The organism is Sphingobium sp. TomTYG75, from assembly GCF_054771635.1.
On sequence record NZ_BSRE01000001.1, the window covers coordinates 2,164,223 to 2,182,349 of the forward strand.

Here is an 18,127-nt window from a genome sequence, read left to right on the forward strand (position 1 = left end):
TCATGTCCATTCCCCAACTTCCTACCTCTCCCCGTTCGCCCTGAGCCTGTCGAAGGGCTTTCCTTCCCTTAGAAAGAGAGAGGCTTCGACAGGCTCAGCCCGAACGGGAATAAAGTGGATTCCCCGCAAAATCGCTTAGGCTAAGGTTAATCCCATCCATGCCAAGCACGGCCGCAGTTCACAGGGGAATATCAATGCGCCCATTCGCGACAATTGCCGCCGCCGGAATAATGCTGATCCTCCCGGGCTGCATCGCAAAGACGGCGCTGGACGTAGCCACCCTGCCGGTGCGCGCCGGGTCGCAGGCCGCAGATTGGGCCACCACCAGCCAGGAAGAATCCGACCGCAACTATGGCCGCCGCATGCGCAAGCAGGAGGCCAGGGAAGCGCGCGACCGCAAGAAAGCGGAAGAACAACGCCGCCGCGAATGCAAACGCGCTGGCTATCGGGATTGTAATTGAGGATGCGCGGTACTCCGCTGCCCTTGTATCAATACCCTAAGTTCCGTTCGCCCTGAGCTTGTCGAAGGGCTTCTCTTCTTTCTTTAAGAAGTAAGGGGCTTCGACAAGCTCAGCCCGAACGGGTTGAGTGATTCAGATTAAAGGCACTCGGCTCTAGATACTCAGCCATAATGATTTCGCGCAGAGGCGCACAATTCGCAGAGATTGGAGAACGGGCCAAATGGCCCCAGAAAAATCTCTGCGCTCTCTGCGCCTCTGCGCGAACCCAAATTCCAGCTTCGCGAACTAAGCCGCCGCCCGCCGCAACCGGTCGTTGATCGCCGCCCCAATCCCCACATCCGGAATAGGAGCCACCGCAATATGCGTCGCCGCGCTCGCATCGGCGACATGCAGCGCCGCAAACAGATTGGCTGCGGCCTCCTGCACATCGGCATCCGGACTCAAATTGATATTGCACGGCATCAGGCCAAAGCCGATCAGATATTCGTCCTTCTCCGCCCGCAGCGCGTTCAGTCGCACCGGCTTGGATGGCGCATAATGGCTTTCCAACTGACCCGGCGCCTCGATCTTCGCATCGGCCGCGCCCGTCACAACCGGAAGGCCCGTCGCCTGCTCCAGCATCGCCGCCGTTACCGGACCCGGTCGCAACAGTCGAATACGGCCATCCTCAGGCGCGACGATCGTTGACTCCAGCCCCTCGCTCGTCGGCCCCTCATCCAGGATCAGCCGCACCTTGCCATTCAGGCTGGCCAGCACATGCTCCGCCCGTGTAGGGCTGATCGCGCCGCTGCGATTGGCCGATGGCGCGGCGAGTGGTCGCCCGCTTTCCCGGATCAGTGCGCGCATCGCCGGGTGGGCGGGCAGGCGCAGGGCGACCGTGGGCAAGCCCGCCGTCACCAGTGATGACAGGCCGCTTCCCTCCCGTACCGGCAGCACCATGGTCAGCGCGCCCGGCCAAAATCGCGCCGCCAGCTTGTCCGCCACGGGCGAAAAGATCGCCAGCCGCTCCGCCATCTCCTTGTCCGAAACATGCACGATCAGCGGGTTGAAGCTCGGTCGTCCCTTGGCGCTGTAGATCGCCGCGACCGCGCTCTCGTCCGTCGCGTCGGCGGCCAGCCCATAGACCGTTTCTGTCGGCACCGCGACCGGCTCGCCCGCGCGGATCAGCAGCGCGGCCTCGCGCAGGGCTTCGGCGCCATAGCGGCTGATCCGGGTGGAATAGGCAGGATTTGGGATGGTCACGGCCCCGCGATATAAGCTCCAGCGCCGCAGAGTAAAAGTCCATTACGACAGAAGAATGACAGGGCCACGCGGCTTGCCGGGGCGGGGGAGGCGGATTAAGCCCGGCGCATGAACAAGGAAACTCTCAGCCGCATCGCGCAAGCGCTGGAACGGATCGCGCCGCCACCGGCCATTTCCGCCGACCTCGCCGCCGCGCCCGCCTATGTCTGGGACGGCACCGCGATTCAGGCGGTGGATGCCTTTATCCCTGTAGATTACGACCTTCTGACCGGCATCGACGCGCAAAAGGCGACGTTGCTCGAAAACACCCGCCGCCATGCCGCTGGCCACGCCGCACATGACGCGCTGCTCTGGGGCGCGCGGGGAACGGGCAAGTCCGCGGTCGTCGCCGCCGTCATCGACCGGCTCCAACGGGAGGGCGCTGACATCGCCTTGCTCCAATGCGCGATCGATGAACTGAACAGCTTGCCGCGTCTCTTCTCCCTCCTGCGCACCACGCAGCGCCCCTTCATCCTTTTCCTCGACGATCTCGGTTTCGACGAAAACGGCGTCGGTGACGCGCGCGCGCTGCGCTCATTGCTTCAGGGCGGCACGGCGGCCCGACCCGCCAACGTCCGCCTCTATGTCACCTCTAACCGCCGCCACATCGTCCCGCGCCATCTGTCGGAGCAGGATGACCCGGTCAATCCGCGCGACGTGATCGATGACAAGATGGCGCTGTCCGACCGCTTCGGCCTCAGCCTCGGCTTCCACGCCATCGACCAGCAGGCCTATGTCGACATCGTCACCGGCTATGCGGACAGCCTCGGCCTCAGCTTCGACCCGCTAGAGGCCATCCAGTGGGCAACCCAGCGCGGCAGCCGTTCAGGCCGCGTCGCCTGGCAATATGTGGTTGAACTGGCGGGCCGCAACGGCCGTTCGCTCTGATCCTTTGTTTGCCGCGATTTCGACCAGCACTCGGTTCCGAGCGCTTGGAAATCGCTCATGAGCATGATCATGTTAGAGTTGTCGTCACCCCGGACTTGATCCGGGGTCCCGCTTTTTATCTTACGCCGCCCAGCCAGCGGGACCCCGGGTCAAGCCCGGGGTGACGGAAAAGGAGCCTTGATGCGGATGCGCCCGCGTAATGCGATCACGCTCTCAATCACTTCGCGCCAGTCACCCGCCAGATCACGCCGCCGACATCGTCGCTGACCAGCAGCGCGCCCTTTGCGTCGCCCGCGACATCCACAGGCCGCCCCCGCGCATGGCCATCGGCATCCAGAAAGCCGGTCAGCACATCGACAGGCTTGGCCCTGCCCACCTCGCCATTCGCCTCGAAGGGCACGAACACCACCTTGTAACCGGCGGCAGGCTTGCGGTTCCAGCTGCCATGCAGTCCGACAAAGGCGCCGTTCGTAAACGCCCCGCCAATCTTCACCTTGTCCGCAAAGGCCAGCCCCAGCGGCGCGACATGATTGCCCAGCGCATAGTCCGGCCGCTTGGTATATTCGCGCACTTCGGGCCGTTGCGGCTGCACGCGGCGGTCCTCATAACCGCCCCAATAGTTCCACGGCCAGCCATAGAAGCCGCCAAACTCCACCCGCGTCAGATAATCAGGCACCAGATCGCTGCCCAGCATGTCGCGCTCATTCACCACGCCCCACAGCGCGCCGCTATTGGGCTCGAAAGCCAGCCCCACCGGATTGCGCAGCCCCGAAGCGTAAATGCGATAATCGCCGGTCCTGGGATTGACCTCCAGCACCGCCGCGCGGTTCGCCTCCCCATCCAGGCCGTCTTCGGCGATATTGCTGTTCGACCCGACACCCACATAGAGCAGCCCCGTGGGGCCAGCCACCAGGCTCTTGGTCCAGTGCATGTTGGGCGCGTTCGCGGGCAGGTTCAGGATCTTGCGCCCCTTGGCGGTGATCCGCGTCTCGCCCTCCTTATAGGGGAAAGCCATCAGCGCGTCGGTATTGGCGACGTAGAGCGTGCCATCGATCAGCGCCATGCCATAGGGCGAGTTAAGCCCGGTCAGGAATGCCGTCTTCACCTCCGCGCGCCCGTCGCCATCCGCATCGCGCAGCAAGGTGATGCGATTGGCCGAAGGCACCCCCGCGCCAGCCTTGTCCATCAAATAGGTCATCACCCGATCGACGATCCCACCGGAGGGGCGGGGCGGGCTGTTCGTCTCAGCCACCAATATGTCGCCATTGGGCAGAACCAGCATCGATCGCGGATGTGCCAGCCCCTCGGCAAAGCGCGCGACGGCAAGGCCCTTCGCCGCCACCGGCTTCTCGCCCGCCGTCCAGACCTTCACTTCGGCCACGTTGATGGTAGGGATCAGCTCGCTACGGGGCGCAGTGAAAACCGGCTCTTTCCCCACATCCTCACCCGCCGCCAACTGCGCCGTATTCCCTTGCGCCAGATAGAAAATGACGCCCCCGGCGATCAGCAGGAGGATAAGGGTGATGGCGATCAGATGCTTCTTCATGTCGCCTGTCTATGCTGCGAATTCTCGCGCGGCAAGGCGCCCCGTCAGCCCCGTTCGCGCAACCACAGCAGCAGCGCGATTATGCCCCCCAGCGCCGCGCCGGTCAGCAGGCCCGCGCTCGGCTGCCCCATCATGCCGCCGATGATCGCGCCGCCCAGGATTAGCAGCGCGATGATGGCGCCCGCGCCGGTCGGATTCTTCTTGCCATTGGTCATCGGCACCGCCCTTGCCACGGCCCGCCCGCCAAGGCCAGAGCCTTTGCGGATCGCCCCGTCGCGGGACGGCGCAGTCCCGTCGGGAGACAGCCCAGTCCCGTTGCAGGACGACTGTACCGCAACGGGACTTGCCTAACGCGCCATTCACCCTCGAAAGCCGCCGCTACCCGTGGAAGCGGGAAACTGGCACGGCAATTGAACCCTTGGTTTCCATCGCGGCGAGAAATTTTCGGGGGTTCACATGCAGTTGCCATATCTTTCCGACCGCAAAAGCTATGACGACGCGGCGGAGCTGATGGCGGCCTTCGGTGACAATGCGGGCTATGAAGCCGCCGCGCGCGCCGACCGCAGCCGCGACCTCGGCAACTATATCCATTTCTGCCACTGGCGTCAGATCGAGCGGCTGATCGTGCTGCTTACCTACGACGCGCCACTCGGCACGGTTCATTAGAGCCTGATCATCCTAGAATGATCGTCACCCCGGACTTGATCCGGGGTCCCGCTTCTTATCTGAAACCGCCCAGGCAGCGGGTCCCCCGGGTCAAGCCCGGGGTGACGGAAAAGGAGCCTAGATGCGGATGCTTGGGTGCAAGACGATGCGCTTAAACCATCAGCGAGCGCGCCCTAAAGCCGCAGCCCCGCCGTCTCGGGCAACCCGGCCAATATGTTGAGGTTCTGCACTGCGGCCCCGGCCGCGCCCTTGCCCAGATTGTCGAGCGCCGCCACCAGCCGCACCTGACCCGCATCCTCATTGCCGAACACGAACAGCGCCAGCCGATCCGTCGCGCCGACATGCTCGATCGCGACCTGACCCATCGCCGCGCTGTCCTCCAGCGAAGCAACGCTCACGATCGGCGATCCCGCATAGGCATCAGCCAGCGCCGCATGAATGTCCGCAACCTTGGGCGCATCCGCCATCGCGCGCAACTGCAACGGCACTTCGACGATCATGCCGCGATAGGCATTGGCCACCGCAGGCGCAAAGATCGGCGGATGCGACAGCCCCGAATAGCGCAGCATCTCCGGGATATGCTTGTGCGTCATGCTGAGCCCATAGGGCCGGAAAGCGCTCGGCGCGCCGCCTTCGCCCTCAAACTCGGCGATCATCGCCTTGCCGCCGCCGGAATAGCCCGACGCACCCGACACCGTCACCGGCCAGTCGGCAGGCAGCAACCCGCCCAGCACCAATGGCCGCACCAGCGCCAGGAAGCCGGTCGGCCAGCACCCCGGATTGGACACGAACCGCGCGTTCGCCAGCTTTTCCCGGTGCCCCGGTTCCAGCTCGGCAAAGCCATAGGTCCAACCGTCCGCAACCCGATGCGCGGTCGACGCATCGATCACGCGCGTCCGGTCATTGTCGATCAACGCCACCGCTTCCCGCGCGGCATCGTCGGGCAGGCACAGGATGACGATATCGGCGGCGTTCAACGCCTCCCGCCGCGCCGCCGCATCCTTCCGCTTGTCCTCGTCCAGCGTGATGAAGGACAGCTCGGGCCTTCCGGCCAACCGCTCGACAATCTCAAGCCCGGTGGTGCCGACGCCGCCGTCGATGAAAATCTTGTGGGTCACGCGCCGATCCTCCGCCGCGAAATTATCGGTTCCGCATGGTCCGCCGTCAGCCGGGCGACCACATCCGCCAATGGTTCAACAACCACGGCCATCCAATGCGCATTGGCATGCAGCAGATTTTCGCTGTCCGTCATGATGCCGACATGGCCGGGAAAAAAGACGAAGTCGCCGCGCTTCAACGGCTCGTCGGAGGGCAAGGGGTTGCCAATGCCTTCCCGCTGCAAATCCGTATCGCGCGGCGCCTTGATCCCGCACTGACCCAGCGCGACCTGCACAAGTCCCGAACAGTCGATACCGCGATGGCCCCGTCCGCCCCACACATAGGGCTGGCCAAGGTAGCGCAGCGCCACGGCGACCCAATCGCTTTCCAGCACATCGGCGCTGACGGCATGCCGCTCATGGACATATCCTTCGGCACAAGCGACGAATCCGTCCGCCGCCTGTCCGGTGAACAGCGCGCCGCCCGGCCAGTAATCGCGAATGGGCGACCTGATGTCGGCCGCGCTGAATAGTGGCGCGGTGCCAGCAAAAATCCGGTGGTTCGTCTCTTCATGCGTGTCCAGCGCCTCGCGCCGCACATAGCCGACATAGCCGTCATGCCCGCAAAAGCCCCAGGCCCAATCCGTGGTCATGTCCAGCGCATGGAAGCTTTCGCCGCGCAGCAATTCGCTGACGGCCGTAGATGTGACGGCGGGCGAGGACAGCAGCGGCGTGCCCGCCGCAACGCAGGTCAGTTCAATCGAGCGGGCATAATGCGCGGAAAACAGCACGCCTGCCAGCGACAGGTCAGCCAGGTCGCCGCGCGCGGCATGGATGCGGCTGTCCAGCTTGACGGAGCGGCCGTCTAGTTTGAACCGGATACGTTCAGGCGGTGCGTTCCGCGGAGTTGAAGTCGTGGCGTTCATCGCGGCCGGTTCCTGCGATGAAATGGTGAAACGCGTCAAGGAATTCCGCCCCTTTGGGGGTCCTGGTGATGAAAATATTACGCCGATCGGCCGCATCCCGCTCCCGGCGAAGATATCCGAGCGCCGAAAGCTTGTTCAGCGCGCGGGTAATAACCGGCTTTGACACATGCAGCGCCTCGGCGAGTCCCCGCACCGTATGCGGCCCCGCGCTGATGTAAACGGTCATCATCAACGCCATTTGCCGGTTGGTAAGGTCGGGCCTGCCAGATCGCACATAATCGACCAGCGTGCGCATCCATTGGGCAAGTTGTTTCAGACCTGGGCGGTTCAGCTCAGTAGTCTGTTCCTGTGCAGAAGCGGCATCCATGCCCCCGTAACGCACGATGCACGATCCGGTTGCGTAACGGCCCCGTACCAAAGGTCATTTCTGCCCTGATTTTTCATAACGTTGTTCCAGCATGCGGAAAACGGCGCGGAGGCCCAATGCCTCACCACCCTTCGGCCGCCCCGGCTTTGGCGACGGCCGCCAGGCGAAGGTGTCGAGATGCAGCCACTTCGCCTTGTCCGGCACGAACCGTTTCAGAAACAGCGCGGCGGTGATCGCGCCGGCAAAGCCGCCTTCGCCCGCGTTATTGATATCGGCGATGTCCGACTTCAGCATGTCGGCATAGCCATCCCATAATGGCAGGCGCCAACTCGGGTCGTCCACTTCGCTGCCCGCTAAGTCCATCTGAGCTGCCAATGCGTCATCATTGGTGAAGAGGGCAGGGAGGTCGGGGCCGACCGCCACTCGCGCCGCGCCGGTCAACGTCGCATAGTCGATGACGAGTTCGGGCTCATCCTCGCCCGCCAGCGCCAAGGCATCGGCCAGCACCAGCCGCCCTTCCGCATCGGTATTGCCAATCTCCACCGTCAGCCCCTTGCGGCTGCGCAATATGTCGCCGGGGCGGAAGGCATTGCCCCCCACCGCATTTTCCGCCGCCGGGATCAGCACATGCAACTGCACCGGCAGGCGCGCGCCCATGATCAACCGCGCTAGTGCGATCGCATGGGCCGCGCCGCCCATATCCTTCTTCATCAGGCGCATGGCCGACGATGGCTTGATGTCCAGCCCGCCGCTGTCGAAACAAATGCCCTTGCCGATGATGGCGACGCGCGGATGCTTGGCATCGCCCCACCGCAATTCGATCAGGCGCGGGGCAAAGTCCTTGCCCGCTGCCCGGCCCACGGCATGGATCATCGGGAAACCCTGCTCCAGCGGGTCGCCCTTCGTCACCGTGAAGCGCGCGCCAAAGGCTTCGGCGACCTTCGCCGCTTCCTCCTCCAACTGTTGAGGCCCCATGTCGCCAGCGGGAATGTTGACGAGGTCGCGCACTAGCGCCACCGCCTCCGCCAGCCTGACCGCCGGGTCGATTTGCGCAACCTCGCTGGTCAGCAGCACGCGCGGCCCTGCGCTATTTTCATCGCGGCGATAGCGGTCGAACCGATATTGCGCCGTCAGCCAGCCGAGCATGGCTGGCCCGGCCGTCCCCTCCGCCAGCCGATATTGACCCTCGGGCAATGTTTCGCCCAGCTTGGCGAGGCACCAGCTGCTGAACTTCGCTTTGTTCGCGACCCCCGCGACCACCGACCAGTCCGAAGGATCATCTCCCGGAATGATCGCATGCTCATATCCCTTGCCCGCGAACTTCTGCGCCGCGACGATCGTCCGGACGCGCTGCGGCTGCGCGGAAAGCCAGTTTTCGAAGCTTTCCGCGTCGACGATCTGGATCATATGAGCGGGCTGATTGTTGTCTGCTTTCAGCAGGTCGGAATAATCGGTCATGGGCAGGATTCTGGACAAGGATGATGGGGTTGGAAAGCCCCATTTTTGCGATGTCGCCCCCTCGACCCGGCCATCCCGCATTTGCCCCTGACCGGCAAAGGGTCTAGATTGATGTCAACGCAAACTGGCAAGGAGAGAGACATGGTAATGCATGGCGACAATGCGCGGCAGCAGGCGCTCCGCGCGCGTGCCTATCAACTCGCCGAAACCGGGCGGTTCGATGGCGCGCATCAGGTTGAACAAGCCCTGATCGCGGAAGGCTGGCCCAACGCCGCCGCCGTTCTTCAGAGCAGCTATGCCCGCAAGGCGATCAGCGAGCGTTGTCTGGCGGCCAAGCCGCACTGATGCAGCGCTTACCGATGCGAATGAAGGCAGGGCCGGTCGCAGGACTGGCCCTCTTTCTCTGTGCCTGTTCTCCCTCGGCTGGTGATCAGGCGACGGATAATGTCGCTGACACCGGCAATGATGTCGCCACGGCCAATTTCGTCAACCGGATGGCGGGCGCGGAACAGCCAAAGCCGCCGTCCCAGCCTTTCCAACAGGCTGAAAAGACCGACCTGCTGGAATTCCTCTACGCTTGGCCTGCGCAAGCCTCCGCCGTGCCGCAGATCGCCGAAAAATTGCGCAAGGACATGGAAAGCGGAAAGGCCGACGCGCTCAAGATGGCGGCGGACGACCGTAAATCGGCGCAGCAGTCCGGCTTCCCCTTCCACGCCCACAGTCTCGAAACCCGCTGGACCGTCGCCGCCGACACGCCGCGCTTCCTGTCGCTTCGCTCGAGCCGCTACACCTACACCGGCGGCGCGCATGGCATGACCGGCTATGACGTGCTGCTCTGGGACAAGCCGCGCAAGCGCGAAACCAGCGTCCAGGCGCTCATGACCTCCCCCGCCGCCTTCGCCGCCGCGATCCACGATTCCTTCTGCGATGGTCTGGACAAGGCCCGCGCGAAAAAGCGGGGCGGGCCGATCATGCGCGGCGACGATCCCTTCACCCAATGCATCGACCCGATGAAGGAAGTCCTCATCCCCACCTCACGCGGCGGCAAGCTGATCGACCGGATCGTCGTCGTCATCGGCCCGTACAGCGCGGGTCCCTATTCCGAAGGAACCTATGAAGTCCCGTTGCCCGTCGATGCCGCCATGCTGAAAACGATCAAGACCGAATATCAGGACGCGTTTGCGGGAGGCTGACCGGCCATAGGTAGTGCATAGAATACAAACCCTCCTTCGTTCGCCCTGAGCTTGTCGAAGGGTTCTACTTCCTCAAGAAGGGAAGGGCTTCGACAGGCTCAGCCCGAACGGGTCAGGAGATTTAGATTAGAGCATTCTCTTCCACGCGTAATGCTTCCTGGGCTGATTCACATTACGCCACCGGCGCGCCATAAAGATCATGCTCGTCGGCATCCTCGATCACCACGTCGAGGATGTCGCCAGCCTTCCGCCCTTCGCCCACGTCACGCAGGAACACATTCCCGTCGATCTCCGGCGCATCAGCCTGACTCCGCGCCGTGGCGCCGACCGATCCGTCCTCGTCGGGTTCGCCCACCTCATCGATGATCACCGGCAGCACGCGCCCGACTTTCGCCTGCAACTTGGCAGCGCTGATCGCGGCGGTCTTCTCCATGATCCGCTGGTAGCGTTCTTCCTTGACCTCTTCCGGCACTGCGTCCGGCAGCTCATTCGCCGCCGCGCCCTCGACCGGCTCGAACCGGAACGCCCCCACGCGATCGAGCTGCGCCTCGTCCAGCCAATCCAGCAGATATTGGAAGTCCGCCTCCGTCTCGCCGGGGAAGCCCACCACAAAGCTCGAGCGGATCGCGATGTCCGGGCAGATGCTCCGCCACTTGCGGATGCGGTCCAGCACCTTCGCTTCATTGGCGGGCCGCTTCATCGCCTTCAGCACAGTGGGCGAAGCATGCTGGAAAGGAATGTCGAGATAGGGCGTCAGCAGCCCCTCCGCCATCAGCGGAATGACATGATCGACATGCGGATAGGGATAGACATAGTGCAGCCGCACCCAGGGCGCCACGCCCTCGCTGGTCCGCAACTGCCCCAGCTCACGCGCAAGGTCAGTCATATGCGCCCGCACCTCGCGGCCCTTCCAGGCGCGCGGTTCATGCCGGGTATCGACGCCATAGGCCGACGTATCCTGGCTGATCACCAGCAGCTCCTTCGTCCCGGCATGGACGAGCTTTTCCGCCTCGCGCAGCACCGCGTCGATCCTGCGCGACACCAGATCGCCCCGGATCGACGGAATGATGCAGAAGGAGCAGCGATGGTTGCACCCTTCCGAAATCTTCAAATAGCTATAATGCCGCGGCGTCAGCTTGAGGCCACCCTCAGGCACCAGGTCAACGAACGCATTGGGCACCGGCGGCGAAGCATCATGCACCGCATTCACCACCTGCTCATATTGATGCGCACCCGTAACGGCCAGCACCTGCGGAAACTTGGCGCGGATCACGTCCGCCTCGTCGCCCATGCAGCCCGTAACGATGACCCGGCCATTTTCCGCGATCGCCTCGCCGATCGCCTCCAGCGATTCCTCCTTCGCCGAATCGAGGAAGCCGCAGGTATTCACCAGCACCACGTCCGCGCCAGCATAGTCGGCGGACATCAGATAGCCGTCGGAGCGCAGCTTGGTCAGGATGCGTTCGCTGTCGACCAGGTTCTTGGGACAGCCGAGCGACACCATGCCGACCTTCGGCGCTTCAGGAATTTTGGTTGCCATGATCGGCGCGCACATAGGGATTTTCGCGCCAAATGTCACGCCCGCGCGAAAGAACGGCCGGATTAGCGCGTCTCGCCCTCGCCATCCCCCTGAACAATCTCGATGATAAGGTCGCCCGGCTCTAGCTTCTGCGCGCCTTCTTCCCAAAAGCCGATGACCCGCTCGCCCCGATAGATGCGTACGCCAAGTCCCGTCCCGATCGCCGACAAAGGCCCGCCAATCTCTTCAGCCAGCGCCCGCCGCTCATGCAGCTTCACTCGCCCGCCCGAAGCGGCAAGGTCCGCCATATAATCGGCGATATGCCGCCCGCTCGTGCTCCCCGCCAGCAGCAGCCCGGCGAAGCTCACCGGATTGATCACCGTCGTCGCCCCCGCCTGCCGCGCGGGCAACTCATTATCCTCATTGCGCACAACAATGCTGATCGGCAGGCGAGGGGCCAGATGCCGCGCCGTCAGCGTTATCAAAATCGACGTATCGTCCCGCCCCGCCGACACGATCATCGCTCGCGCGCGGCTGATCGCGACATCCTTCAGCGTCTTGTCCCGCGTCGAATCGCCGCACATCACGTTGCAGCCCAGATCCTCCGCCGCCACCAGCGGCTTGTCCTGCGGATCGACCACCACGATCTCGCGCGGGTCGACACCCCGCGCCAGCAGCTCCCGCACAGCCTCGCCCCCGCTGGTGCCAAAGCCGGTCACGATGATATGATTGTGCAGATCGGCCTGAATGCGTGCCATGCGCCACCTGTAGAAGATGTTGCGGAAAAACAGATTATAGGCCGTCCCCAGAAAGATCAGCCATACGAACAGCCGGATCGGCGTCACCAGCAGCGCCTCGAACAGCCGCGCTTCCGGGCTGACCGGCACAATATCGCCATAGCCGACCGTCGTTACCGTGACGGTCGTGAAATACAGCACGTCGACGAAACTGATCTGGTCGTCCAGATTGTCCTTCAGCCCATCGCGCCCGACCCAGTGAATCAGCAGCACCAGCGCGATCAGCCCAAAAACCAGCCCCACCCGCCAGACCAGATCGGCCCAAATCGGCATGGACGATCGCCGCCGCAGAAATCCGGTTTGCGCCAGGGGAAGGCGGGCAGGATTGATCCTCATGGGGTGCGCGTTTAGCCCTCCAAATCCCAACCCATCACCGTCATCCCAGCGACCCGTAGGGCGGCGTCCGCCAACGCTGGGATCTCAGGAGATGTCGCACAACCTCGCCCGAGACCCCAGCGTTCGCTGGGGTGACGAGATACAAGGCTAGCGCTCGACAATCACCGAGGCTCCAACCGCGTCACCCCACCCATATAAGGCGCCAACGCCTCAGGCACGATCACGCTGCCATCCTCCTGCTGGTAATTTTCCAGCACCGCGACCAGCGTCCGTCCCACGGCCAGCCCCGACCCGTTCAGCGTATGCAGAAATTCAGTCTTAGACCCAATATGGCCCTGCCCTTGAAAGCCTTGACCATGATGGCTCGCAGCCCGCTTGAACCGCGCATTCATCCGCCGCGCCTGGAAATCGCCGCAGTTGGAAATGGAGCTGATCTCGCGATAGGTCTGCTGGCTCGGCAACCACACTTCCAGGTCGAATGTCTTCGCCGCCGCAAAGCCCATGTCGCCGGTACACAGCAGCACCTTGCGATAGGGCAGCCCCAGCGCCTGCAACACGCCCTCGGCCGCCGCGCACATGCGCTCATGCTCGGCCTCCGATTCTTCCGGCTTGCAGATCGCGATCAGCTCCACTTTCTCGAACTGATGCTGGCGAATGAAGCCGCGCGTGTCGCGCCCCGCCGATCCCGCTTCCGACCGGAAGCACGGAGTCAGCGCCGTCAACCGCATCGGCAGGCTCGCCACGTCGACAATCTGCTCGCGCACCAGATTGGTGAGGGAGACTTCGGCGGTGGGGATCAGCCAGCGCCCGTCCGTGGTTCGGAACAGGTCTTCGGCGAATTTCGGCAATTGCCCGGTCCCGAACAGCGCCTCGTCCCGCACCAGCAGCGGTGGGTTCACTTCCTCATAGCCATTTTCGCCCGACTGGCGATTCAGCATGAACTGCGCCAGTGCCCGGTGCAGCCGCGCCATCTGCCCACGCAGTGCCGTAAAGCGCGCGCCCGACAAAGCCGCGCCGCCCTCAAAATCCAGCCCCAGCGCCGGGCCGAAATCGGCATGATCCTGCGGCGCGAAGCCAAATTCGCGGGGCTCGCCCCACCGGCTCACCTCGACATTGTCCGCTTCGTCGGCACCCTCGGGCACATCGGCGGCGGGCAGGTTGGGAATGGCCGACAGCAGGACGTGCAGCTTCTCGCTCACCTCCCGGTCTTCCTCCTCCCGCGCGGGCATGCTTTCCTTGAGCGCCGCGACTTCGGCCTTCAGCGTCTCGGCCTTTTCCATGTCCTTGGCCGCCATGGCCGCGCCGATCGCCTTGCTCGCTTCATTGCGGCGGGCCTGACCCTGCTGCAACTCCGTCTTGATCGCCCGGCTTCGCTCATCCAGCGCCAATATGTCCGCGCTCGAGGACGCAAAGCCCCTGCGGGCAAGGCCAGCGTCGAAAGCTGCGGGATTTTCGCGGATAAAACGGATATCATGCATGGGTCCGCCCTATGCCGTTCCGCGACCAGCCGCGCAACCCTATGCGCCCCTGTCCGTTAGGGACTGCAAGTCACAGGAAAGGAGCCGGGAATGTGGATCGATCATGACGCGATGGTGCTGGTTGCCGACGGTCGCAAGATGCTGTTCTTCCGAAACAAGGGCGACCGCATGGCGCCCAATCTGGAAGCAGAAACGGTGAAGGTGCAGGAAAATCCCGCCGATCGGGATCAATCCACCGACCTATCGGGCCGTGCGCCCTATATAATGGGCGCGCAGGCCACCATGGGCAACACCGATTATCATGAACAGGAAGAGGCGCGCTTCGCCGTGGAGGCAGCCGACCTGCTCAGGCGGCGCGCCCTCGCCAACGACTTTGAAAAGCTGATCGTCGTCGCCCCGCCGACCGCTCTCGGCCACATGCGCAAACATTATCACAAGGAAGTGCAAAGCCGCCTGGTGGGCGAGATTGCCAAGGATCTCGCCAATCACCCCGTGCCGGAGATAGAGAAGATCATCGCGCAGGCCTGACGCGATCGACCGCAAAAAGGGGCGGCTCCCCCACGAGCCGCCCCTTCTCACGCCCCCGCGTGAAAGGCTGCATCGGCCCGTCGGTCTATCGGGCCACCTGATGCGCCATCATTCAGGCCGGGCCAAATCCCAGCCCTAAAGCCTTCAAGCCACCTTGGCCTTGCGCTCCGCAAAACGCCGCCGCGCCATCAGCGCCACCGCTCCCGCGCCGAACAGCAGGACCATCGGCGGCGCGGGCACATCATGGCCGCCACTGCTGGTGGAACCGCCCGAGCTGCTCGACGACGTCGACGAGGAAGTGCTCGATGACGTCGAACTGGACGAGGACGTGCTGGACGATGTGGAAGAGGAGGTTGAGCTGGACGTCGATGATGACGAGCTGCTCGTCACGTTGCCGCTCGACGTCGATACATTCCCGCTGGACGTGGACACGCCGCCCGTGGAGGTCGATACCCCGCCGGTCGAAGTCGAAACGCCGCCCGTCGTGGAGCTGGTCGAGCTGCTGATGCCCCCGGTTGAGCTGCTGGTCGATGAGATGACCACCGAGCCGCCGCTGCTGCCACCACCGCTGCCGCCGAAGAAGCCGCCGATGAACCCGCCGCCGCCAAAGCCGCCGCCGCCCGCCATCACCACAGGAACGCCGCCACCGCCCGACATGATCGGCATTTCAGCGGCAGCCAGCGGCGCGGGCAGGGGGATGGGCGCCGCATGCGTCGTCACCGACACGGTCTGCGGCGCGCAGGATACCGTCTTCACCACCTTGCGCTTGACCGGGCGAACGGCATAGCGCTTGGGGGCGGCCTTCACGCTCTTGTTGCTGTGGACCCCTGCCGGCCGGGCGGTCTCGGCGACATGGACGGCGCCTCCGCCGATGATCGCGCCACCGCATGTGCAGGCGCATAATTTGGCCAGTGCCATCCGTACCGACATAGCTATCCACTCTTGTTCGTCTTCAAGCTTCTGGCCGCGTCAGTTGCCTTCTGAGACCCGGAAGCTGTTTCCTGCCCTGTAACAAGACAAGATAACCGCTAAACTTCAACGCCATTAACCTTGAATATAGGCTATAAGTTGGTGACGGATATAGAACAGCGCCAATCTTCATGGTTAACGTCTCGTTTTGATACAAAGGGAGTTAACGGCGGGGCTTGAGTTATTCTTTGTGGTCGATGCCGTCGATCGCGCGCGCAAATCGTCGGGACGTGGCACTGTCAGCCGTTGCAAATTCTCGCCGCCCGGCTCGCTCTCTTGAATGCGCGCTTGTGTCGCCCCGCGCTGCTCGTTATTAGGCGCCGTCAATCATAAGTCACGGGCTACCGGACCTTTTGAACCGGAGCCCTCGAGTCGGAGAGCCAGATGGCATCGGTCCTGAATTCCGATAAAGACGGCCATAATCCGCCGAAATCGGCTGTTACACTTCCCCCCGACTATCGTCCTTCGCCCGACGAAGAGTTCATGAATCCCCTCCAGCTTGAATATTTCCGCCAGCGGCTCTGGGACTGGAAAAAGCAGATCCTGACGGAGGCGGAAGGCACGTTGGCCGTGCTGCAAAATGAACCCTTGCGCGAACCCGATCTCAACGACCGCGCGTCGAGCGAGACGGACTGGTCGATCGAACTGCGCACCCGCGACCGCCAGCGCAAGCTCATTTCCAAGATCGACGCCGCGCTCCGCCGCATCGACGATGGCGAATATGGCTATTGCGAAGTGACGGGCGAACCTATTTCGCTCGGCCGCCTCGAAGCCCGCCCGATCGCGACCATGACTGTCGAGGCGCAGGAGCGTCATGAGCGGCAGGAAAAGGTATCGCGAGACGATTGATTAACGCTTTATCCACTGGTCGCTGGCAATGTCCCGCCAAATAAACGGGTCATTGCAAGGGATTGGGCATGGATAGCGATCAGGAAATGGCGGAACGGGGACCTGCTCGGTCAGGCCCGCGGGACAGCCTGTTCCTGCTTACCAACCTGACTTGCATTGAAGGCACGCCCCTCGGCCGTGCCCGCGTGCGCAACCTGTCGGCTACCGGCCTCATGGCCGACTGCGAACGGCCGGTGCCTGCCGATGCCGCGATCGTCCTTGAACTGCGCGGAGTCGGGCGGGTCAGCGGCCGGGTCGTCTGGGCCAAGGATGGCAAGATCGGTATTGCATTCGATCATGAGATCGATCCCCAGCTCGCCCGCAAACCCATAGCCTCCGGAGCCGCTCACCGCGCCCCCTCCTATCTGCGCCTCCACCAGATAGGCCGCTGACCAAAACGCGTTCTTCTCGCCATTTCCTTCACGAAAAACGCGCCGCCTCCCAGCGCCGCGCCAATCCCGATCCTCCGGGAAGTAAGGGCGGAGCCGCGTTTCCCCGCGGCCCCGTGCCCTCAATCTCAATGCCGGATCAATTTCGCGACATTTCCTCTTTTACGCGCAACTTCTGCTTCTTGAGCGAGGCAACCAGGATCGCGTCGGGCATGGGCCGACTCGTCTCTGCCTTGATCCGTGCCTCAAGCCCGGCATGTTTGGCTGAAAGAGCTGAAACGTGGCTGTTTTCCATGACATTCTCCTGATGAGGGTGATGGACGAACGAGTAGATCATGATTCGCCCCGCCTGTCTTTCCGGAATCGGCGCTTTGCGATGGGGCGCGTGCAAATTTGCGATGGTCCGATAGTGTCCGGGGAGTTATCAGGAGCCTGTCCGCAACATGGCCGAGAAAGTGGGTAGTGGGTGAGCCGGGAAGACATCATGCGACGGCTGGAACTGCTGCGAATCGAACATCGTGATCTTGACGGCGCCATCGAGGCGCTCGTGGACGCGGGAGGGCGCGACCAGATGCAGATCGCCCGCCTCAAGAAACGCAAGCTCCGACTCCGCGACGAGATCGCGCTTTTGGAGGATGCGTTGGTGCCGGACATCATCGCCTGACCGCCCGTGCGTGGCGATTGTTGGTTAACAACGGCCCTGAATGGTACAATCTGCCCTCCGATGCCTGCATCGGGACTGACAAGCAGCCGCTTTTATGTCAGTGATTCGGCCTATGTCTCCTGCTGTCACTTTGGACCGTGGCTTGCATCGACGTCTTGTCGATGGCCTCTATCTTGAAGCCATGGTTATGGCCGATGAGGCGCGCGCCTATTTCGACCGCCGCGATATGACGGAAGCTGAGATCGAAGATCCCCTCCGGCGCGTCTCGTTCGCCTGCGAATCCCTCAAGGTGACGACCCGGCTCATGCACATCATCGCCTGGCTATTGAGCCAGCGGGCGTGGCAGCGGGGCGAGTTATCAGATGCCGATCTTATGGACGAGAAATACCGGCTGGGTCGCGCGACGGAAACTGACCCGGATATTGCCGCAGCCTTCCCCTTCGCGGCCCGCGCTTTGATCGAGGCCAGTCAGGAACTGTACGGGCGCGTCGCACGGCTGCAAGACAGGATGGATCATATGGCTCGTCCGCACGGCCGTGTGGACAGCAGCCCCGCTCGCGCCTTGATGGATCGCCTGAACACCGCCTTCTGACGTCGGCTTGCGAAAGGCGTTTCGTCGCCTCTTCCTGCGGAGGATCATCGTACGGGCTGGCGTTTCCTTTCCCAAATGGGCTAG

Annotated in this window: 22 protein-coding genes; 11 read left to right on the top strand and 11 right to left on the bottom strand. The window is 63.3% G+C overall.

What is annotated here, in order from left to right; all coding sequences use genetic code 11:
- Positions 1-194: 194 nt before the first annotated feature.
- The gene (locus ACYU81_RS11040) at positions 195-461 is read left to right on the top strand and encodes a hypothetical protein (protein WP_460987658.1); all 267 of its coding nucleotides are present in this window, start codon (positions 195-197) and stop codon (positions 459-461) included.
- A 285-nt stretch (positions 462-746) separates the two neighbouring features.
- Here ACYU81_RS11040 and ACYU81_RS11045 read toward each other — a convergent pair whose 3' ends face one another.
- Positions 747-1,703 carry an L-threonylcarbamoyladenylate synthase gene (locus ACYU81_RS11045; RefSeq protein WP_460987659.1) on the bottom strand — a complete coding sequence of 319 codons (957 nt, stop codon included), beginning with the start codon at positions 1,701-1,703 and terminating at the stop codon, positions 747-749.
- 108 nt (positions 1,704-1,811) lie between these two features.
- Here ACYU81_RS11045 and ACYU81_RS11050 point away from each other — a divergent pair, with 108 nt between their 5' ends.
- Entirely contained in the window at positions 1,812-2,630 is an 819-nt protein-coding gene (locus ACYU81_RS11050; RefSeq protein WP_460987660.1) for an ATP-binding protein, read from the top strand.
- Between the two features lie 217 nt (positions 2,631-2,847).
- On the opposite strand, the gene ACYU81_RS11055 is transcribed toward ACYU81_RS11050, so the two are convergent.
- On the bottom strand, positions 2,848-4,176 hold the full coding sequence (locus ACYU81_RS11055) for a PQQ-dependent sugar dehydrogenase (protein WP_460987661.1): 1,329 nt from the start codon (positions 4,174-4,176) through the stop codon (positions 2,848-2,850).
- A gap of 44 nt (positions 4,177-4,220) precedes the next feature.
- On the bottom strand, positions 4,221-4,391 hold the full coding sequence (locus ACYU81_RS11060) for a hypothetical protein (protein WP_449471494.1): 171 nt from the start codon (positions 4,389-4,391) through the stop codon (positions 4,221-4,223).
- A gap of 241 nt (positions 4,392-4,632) precedes the next feature.
- On the opposite strand from ACYU81_RS11060, the gene ACYU81_RS11065 reads away from it, so the two are divergent.
- On the top strand, positions 4,633-4,842 hold the full coding sequence (locus tag ACYU81_RS11065) for a hypothetical protein (RefSeq protein ID WP_196225688.1): 210 nt from the start codon (positions 4,633-4,635) through the stop codon (positions 4,840-4,842).
- A 173-nt stretch (positions 4,843-5,015) separates the two neighbouring features.
- Here the strand turns inward: ACYU81_RS11065 and argC are convergent, their stop codons facing one another.
- From argC to ACYU81_RS11085, 4 genes are read right to left on the bottom strand one after another with little or no spacing between them, the layout of a single operon-like run.
- Positions 5,016-5,960, bottom strand: coding sequence for an N-acetyl-gamma-glutamyl-phosphate reductase (argC, locus tag ACYU81_RS11070; RefSeq protein ID WP_460987662.1), 945 nt, complete (start codon positions 5,958-5,960; stop codon positions 5,016-5,018).
- A complete protein-coding gene (locus tag ACYU81_RS11075) occupies positions 5,957-6,865 on the bottom strand; it encodes a C40 family peptidase (RefSeq protein WP_460987663.1) in 909 nt (302 codons plus the stop codon). Before ACYU81_RS11075 ends, argC begins: the two co-directional genes overlap by 4 nt.
- Positions 6,825-7,232: a MarR family winged helix-turn-helix transcriptional regulator gene (locus ACYU81_RS11080; RefSeq protein ID WP_196225691.1), complete on the bottom strand. Its 408-nt coding sequence runs from the start codon at positions 7,230-7,232 to the stop codon at positions 6,825-6,827. The genes ACYU81_RS11075 and ACYU81_RS11080 overlap by 41 nt, the downstream gene beginning before the upstream one ends.
- Positions 7,233-7,286: 54 nt before the next feature.
- On the bottom strand, positions 7,287-8,690 hold the full coding sequence (locus tag ACYU81_RS11085; RefSeq protein ID WP_460987664.1) for a leucyl aminopeptidase family protein: 1,404 nt from the start codon (positions 8,688-8,690) through the stop codon (positions 7,287-7,289).
- Between the two features lie 141 nt (positions 8,691-8,831).
- On the opposite strand from ACYU81_RS11085, the gene ACYU81_RS11090 reads away from it, so the two are divergent.
- Both ACYU81_RS11090 and ACYU81_RS11095 read left to right on the top strand, forming a co-directional pair.
- Entirely contained in the window at positions 8,832-9,035 is a 204-nt protein-coding gene (locus tag ACYU81_RS11090) for a hypothetical protein (RefSeq protein WP_460987665.1), read from the top strand.
- Complete coding sequence (locus ACYU81_RS11095) at positions 9,035-9,883, top strand: DUF4163 domain-containing protein (protein ID WP_460988175.1); 849 nt, start codon at positions 9,035-9,037, stop codon at positions 9,881-9,883. The genes ACYU81_RS11090 and ACYU81_RS11095 overlap by 1 nt, the downstream gene beginning before the upstream one ends.
- A gap of 172 nt (positions 9,884-10,055) precedes the next feature.
- Here the strand turns inward: ACYU81_RS11095 and rimO are convergent, their stop codons facing one another.
- From rimO to serS, 3 genes are all read right to left on the bottom strand, one after another.
- Positions 10,056-11,438 carry a 30S ribosomal protein S12 methylthiotransferase RimO gene (gene rimO, locus ACYU81_RS11100; RefSeq protein ID WP_460987666.1) on the bottom strand — a complete coding sequence of 461 codons (1,383 nt, stop codon included), beginning with the start codon at positions 11,436-11,438 and terminating at the stop codon, positions 10,056-10,058.
- Between the two features lie 47 nt (positions 11,439-11,485).
- The gene (locus ACYU81_RS11105; RefSeq protein ID WP_460987667.1) at positions 11,486-12,535 is read right to left on the bottom strand and encodes a potassium channel family protein; all 1,050 of its coding nucleotides are present in this window, start codon (positions 12,533-12,535) and stop codon (positions 11,486-11,488) included.
- A gap of 161 nt (positions 12,536-12,696) precedes the next feature.
- Positions 12,697-14,013 (bottom strand): serine--tRNA ligase, encoded by a 1,317-nt coding sequence (serS, locus tag ACYU81_RS11110; RefSeq protein WP_460987668.1) that lies wholly within the window; start codon positions 14,011-14,013, stop codon positions 12,697-12,699.
- A gap of 90 nt (positions 14,014-14,103) precedes the next feature.
- Here serS and ACYU81_RS11115 point away from each other — a divergent pair, with 90 nt between their 5' ends.
- The 4 genes from ACYU81_RS11115 to ACYU81_RS11130 all read left to right on the top strand — a co-directional run bounded on the left by ACYU81_RS11115 (position 14,104) and on the right by ACYU81_RS11130 (position 16,790).
- Complete coding sequence (locus ACYU81_RS11115) at positions 14,104-14,541, top strand: host attachment family protein (protein ID WP_460987669.1); 438 nt, start codon at positions 14,104-14,106, stop codon at positions 14,539-14,541.
- Positions 14,542-14,695: 154 nt separating this feature from the next.
- Positions 14,696-15,328, top strand: coding sequence for a hypothetical protein (locus ACYU81_RS11120; protein WP_460987670.1), 633 nt, complete (start codon positions 14,696-14,698; stop codon positions 15,326-15,328).
- Positions 15,329-15,894: 566 nt separating this feature from the next.
- Positions 15,895-16,359, top strand: a complete 465-nt coding sequence (gene dksA / locus ACYU81_RS11125; protein WP_449471508.1) for an RNA polymerase-binding protein DksA — start codon at positions 15,895-15,897, stop codon at positions 16,357-16,359.
- Positions 16,360-16,427: 68 nt separating this feature from the next.
- Complete coding sequence (locus ACYU81_RS11130; protein WP_449471509.1) at positions 16,428-16,790, top strand: PilZ domain-containing protein; 363 nt, start codon at positions 16,428-16,430, stop codon at positions 16,788-16,790.
- A gap of 136 nt (positions 16,791-16,926) precedes the next feature.
- Here ACYU81_RS11130 and ACYU81_RS11135 read toward each other — a convergent pair whose 3' ends face one another.
- Positions 16,927-17,082, bottom strand: a complete 156-nt coding sequence (locus ACYU81_RS11135) for a YdcH family protein (protein WP_196225701.1) — start codon at positions 17,080-17,082, stop codon at positions 16,927-16,929.
- Between the two features lie 189 nt (positions 17,083-17,271).
- Between ACYU81_RS11135 and ACYU81_RS11140 the strand changes: the two genes are divergently transcribed.
- Both ACYU81_RS11140 and ACYU81_RS11145 read left to right on the top strand, forming a co-directional pair.
- A complete protein-coding gene (locus ACYU81_RS11140) occupies positions 17,272-17,451 on the top strand; it encodes a YdcH family protein (RefSeq protein ID WP_449471510.1) in 180 nt (59 codons plus the stop codon).
- 112 nt (positions 17,452-17,563) lie between these two features.
- Positions 17,564-18,043, top strand: a complete 480-nt coding sequence (locus ACYU81_RS11145) for a DUF1465 family protein (RefSeq protein WP_449471512.1) — start codon at positions 17,564-17,566, stop codon at positions 18,041-18,043.
- The last annotated feature ends 84 nt before the right edge of the window (positions 18,044-18,127 follow it).

Bases quoted from the DNA above. Each gene is read 5' to 3' on its own strand.
- ACYU81_RS11040 (WP_460987658.1), top strand. From the start codon at position 195: ATGCGCCCATTCGCGACAATTGCCGCCGCCGGAATAATGCTGATCCTC.
- ACYU81_RS11050 (WP_460987660.1), top strand. From the start codon at position 1,812: ATGAACAAGGAAACTCTCAGCCGCATCGCGCAAGCGCTGGAACGGATC.
- ACYU81_RS11055 (WP_460987661.1), bottom strand. From the start codon at position 4,176: ATGAAGAAGCATCTGATCGCCATCACCCTTATCCTCCTGCTGATCGCC.
- ACYU81_RS11060 (WP_449471494.1), bottom strand. From the start codon at position 4,391: ATGACCAATGGCAAGAAGAATCCGACCGGCGCGGGCGCCATCATCGCG.
- ACYU81_RS11065 (WP_196225688.1), top strand. From the start codon at position 4,633: ATGCAGTTGCCATATCTTTCCGACCGCAAAAGCTATGACGACGCGGCG.
- ACYU81_RS11075 (WP_460987663.1), bottom strand. From the start codon at position 6,865: ATGAACGCCACGACTTCAACTCCGCGGAACGCACCGCCTGAACGTATC.
- ACYU81_RS11080 (WP_196225691.1), bottom strand. From the start codon at position 7,232: ATGGATGCCGCTTCTGCACAGGAACAGACTACTGAGCTGAACCGCCCA.
- ACYU81_RS11085 (WP_460987664.1), bottom strand. From the start codon at position 8,690: ATGACCGATTATTCCGACCTGCTGAAAGCAGACAACAATCAGCCCGCT.
- ACYU81_RS11090 (WP_460987665.1), top strand. From the start codon at position 8,832: ATGGTAATGCATGGCGACAATGCGCGGCAGCAGGCGCTCCGCGCGCGT.
- ACYU81_RS11095 (WP_460988175.1), top strand. From the start codon at position 9,035: ATGCAGCGCTTACCGATGCGAATGAAGGCAGGGCCGGTCGCAGGACTG.
- rimO (WP_460987666.1), bottom strand. From the start codon at position 11,438: ATGTGCGCGCCGATCATGGCAACCAAAATTCCTGAAGCGCCGAAGGTC.
- ACYU81_RS11105 (WP_460987667.1), bottom strand. From the start codon at position 12,535: ATGAGGATCAATCCTGCCCGCCTTCCCCTGGCGCAAACCGGATTTCTG.
- serS (WP_460987668.1), bottom strand. From the start codon at position 14,013: ATGCATGATATCCGTTTTATCCGCGAAAATCCCGCAGCTTTCGACGCT.
- ACYU81_RS11115 (WP_460987669.1), top strand. From the start codon at position 14,104: ATGTGGATCGATCATGACGCGATGGTGCTGGTTGCCGACGGTCGCAAG.
- dksA (WP_449471508.1), top strand. From the start codon at position 15,895: ATGGCATCGGTCCTGAATTCCGATAAAGACGGCCATAATCCGCCGAAA.
- ACYU81_RS11130 (WP_449471509.1), top strand. From the start codon at position 16,428: ATGGATAGCGATCAGGAAATGGCGGAACGGGGACCTGCTCGGTCAGGC.
- ACYU81_RS11135 (WP_196225701.1), bottom strand. From the start codon at position 17,082: ATGGAAAACAGCCACGTTTCAGCTCTTTCAGCCAAACATGCCGGGCTT.
- ACYU81_RS11140 (WP_449471510.1), top strand. From the start codon at position 17,272: ATGCGACGGCTGGAACTGCTGCGAATCGAACATCGTGATCTTGACGGC.
- ACYU81_RS11145 (WP_449471512.1), top strand. From the start codon at position 17,564: ATGTCTCCTGCTGTCACTTTGGACCGTGGCTTGCATCGACGTCTTGTC.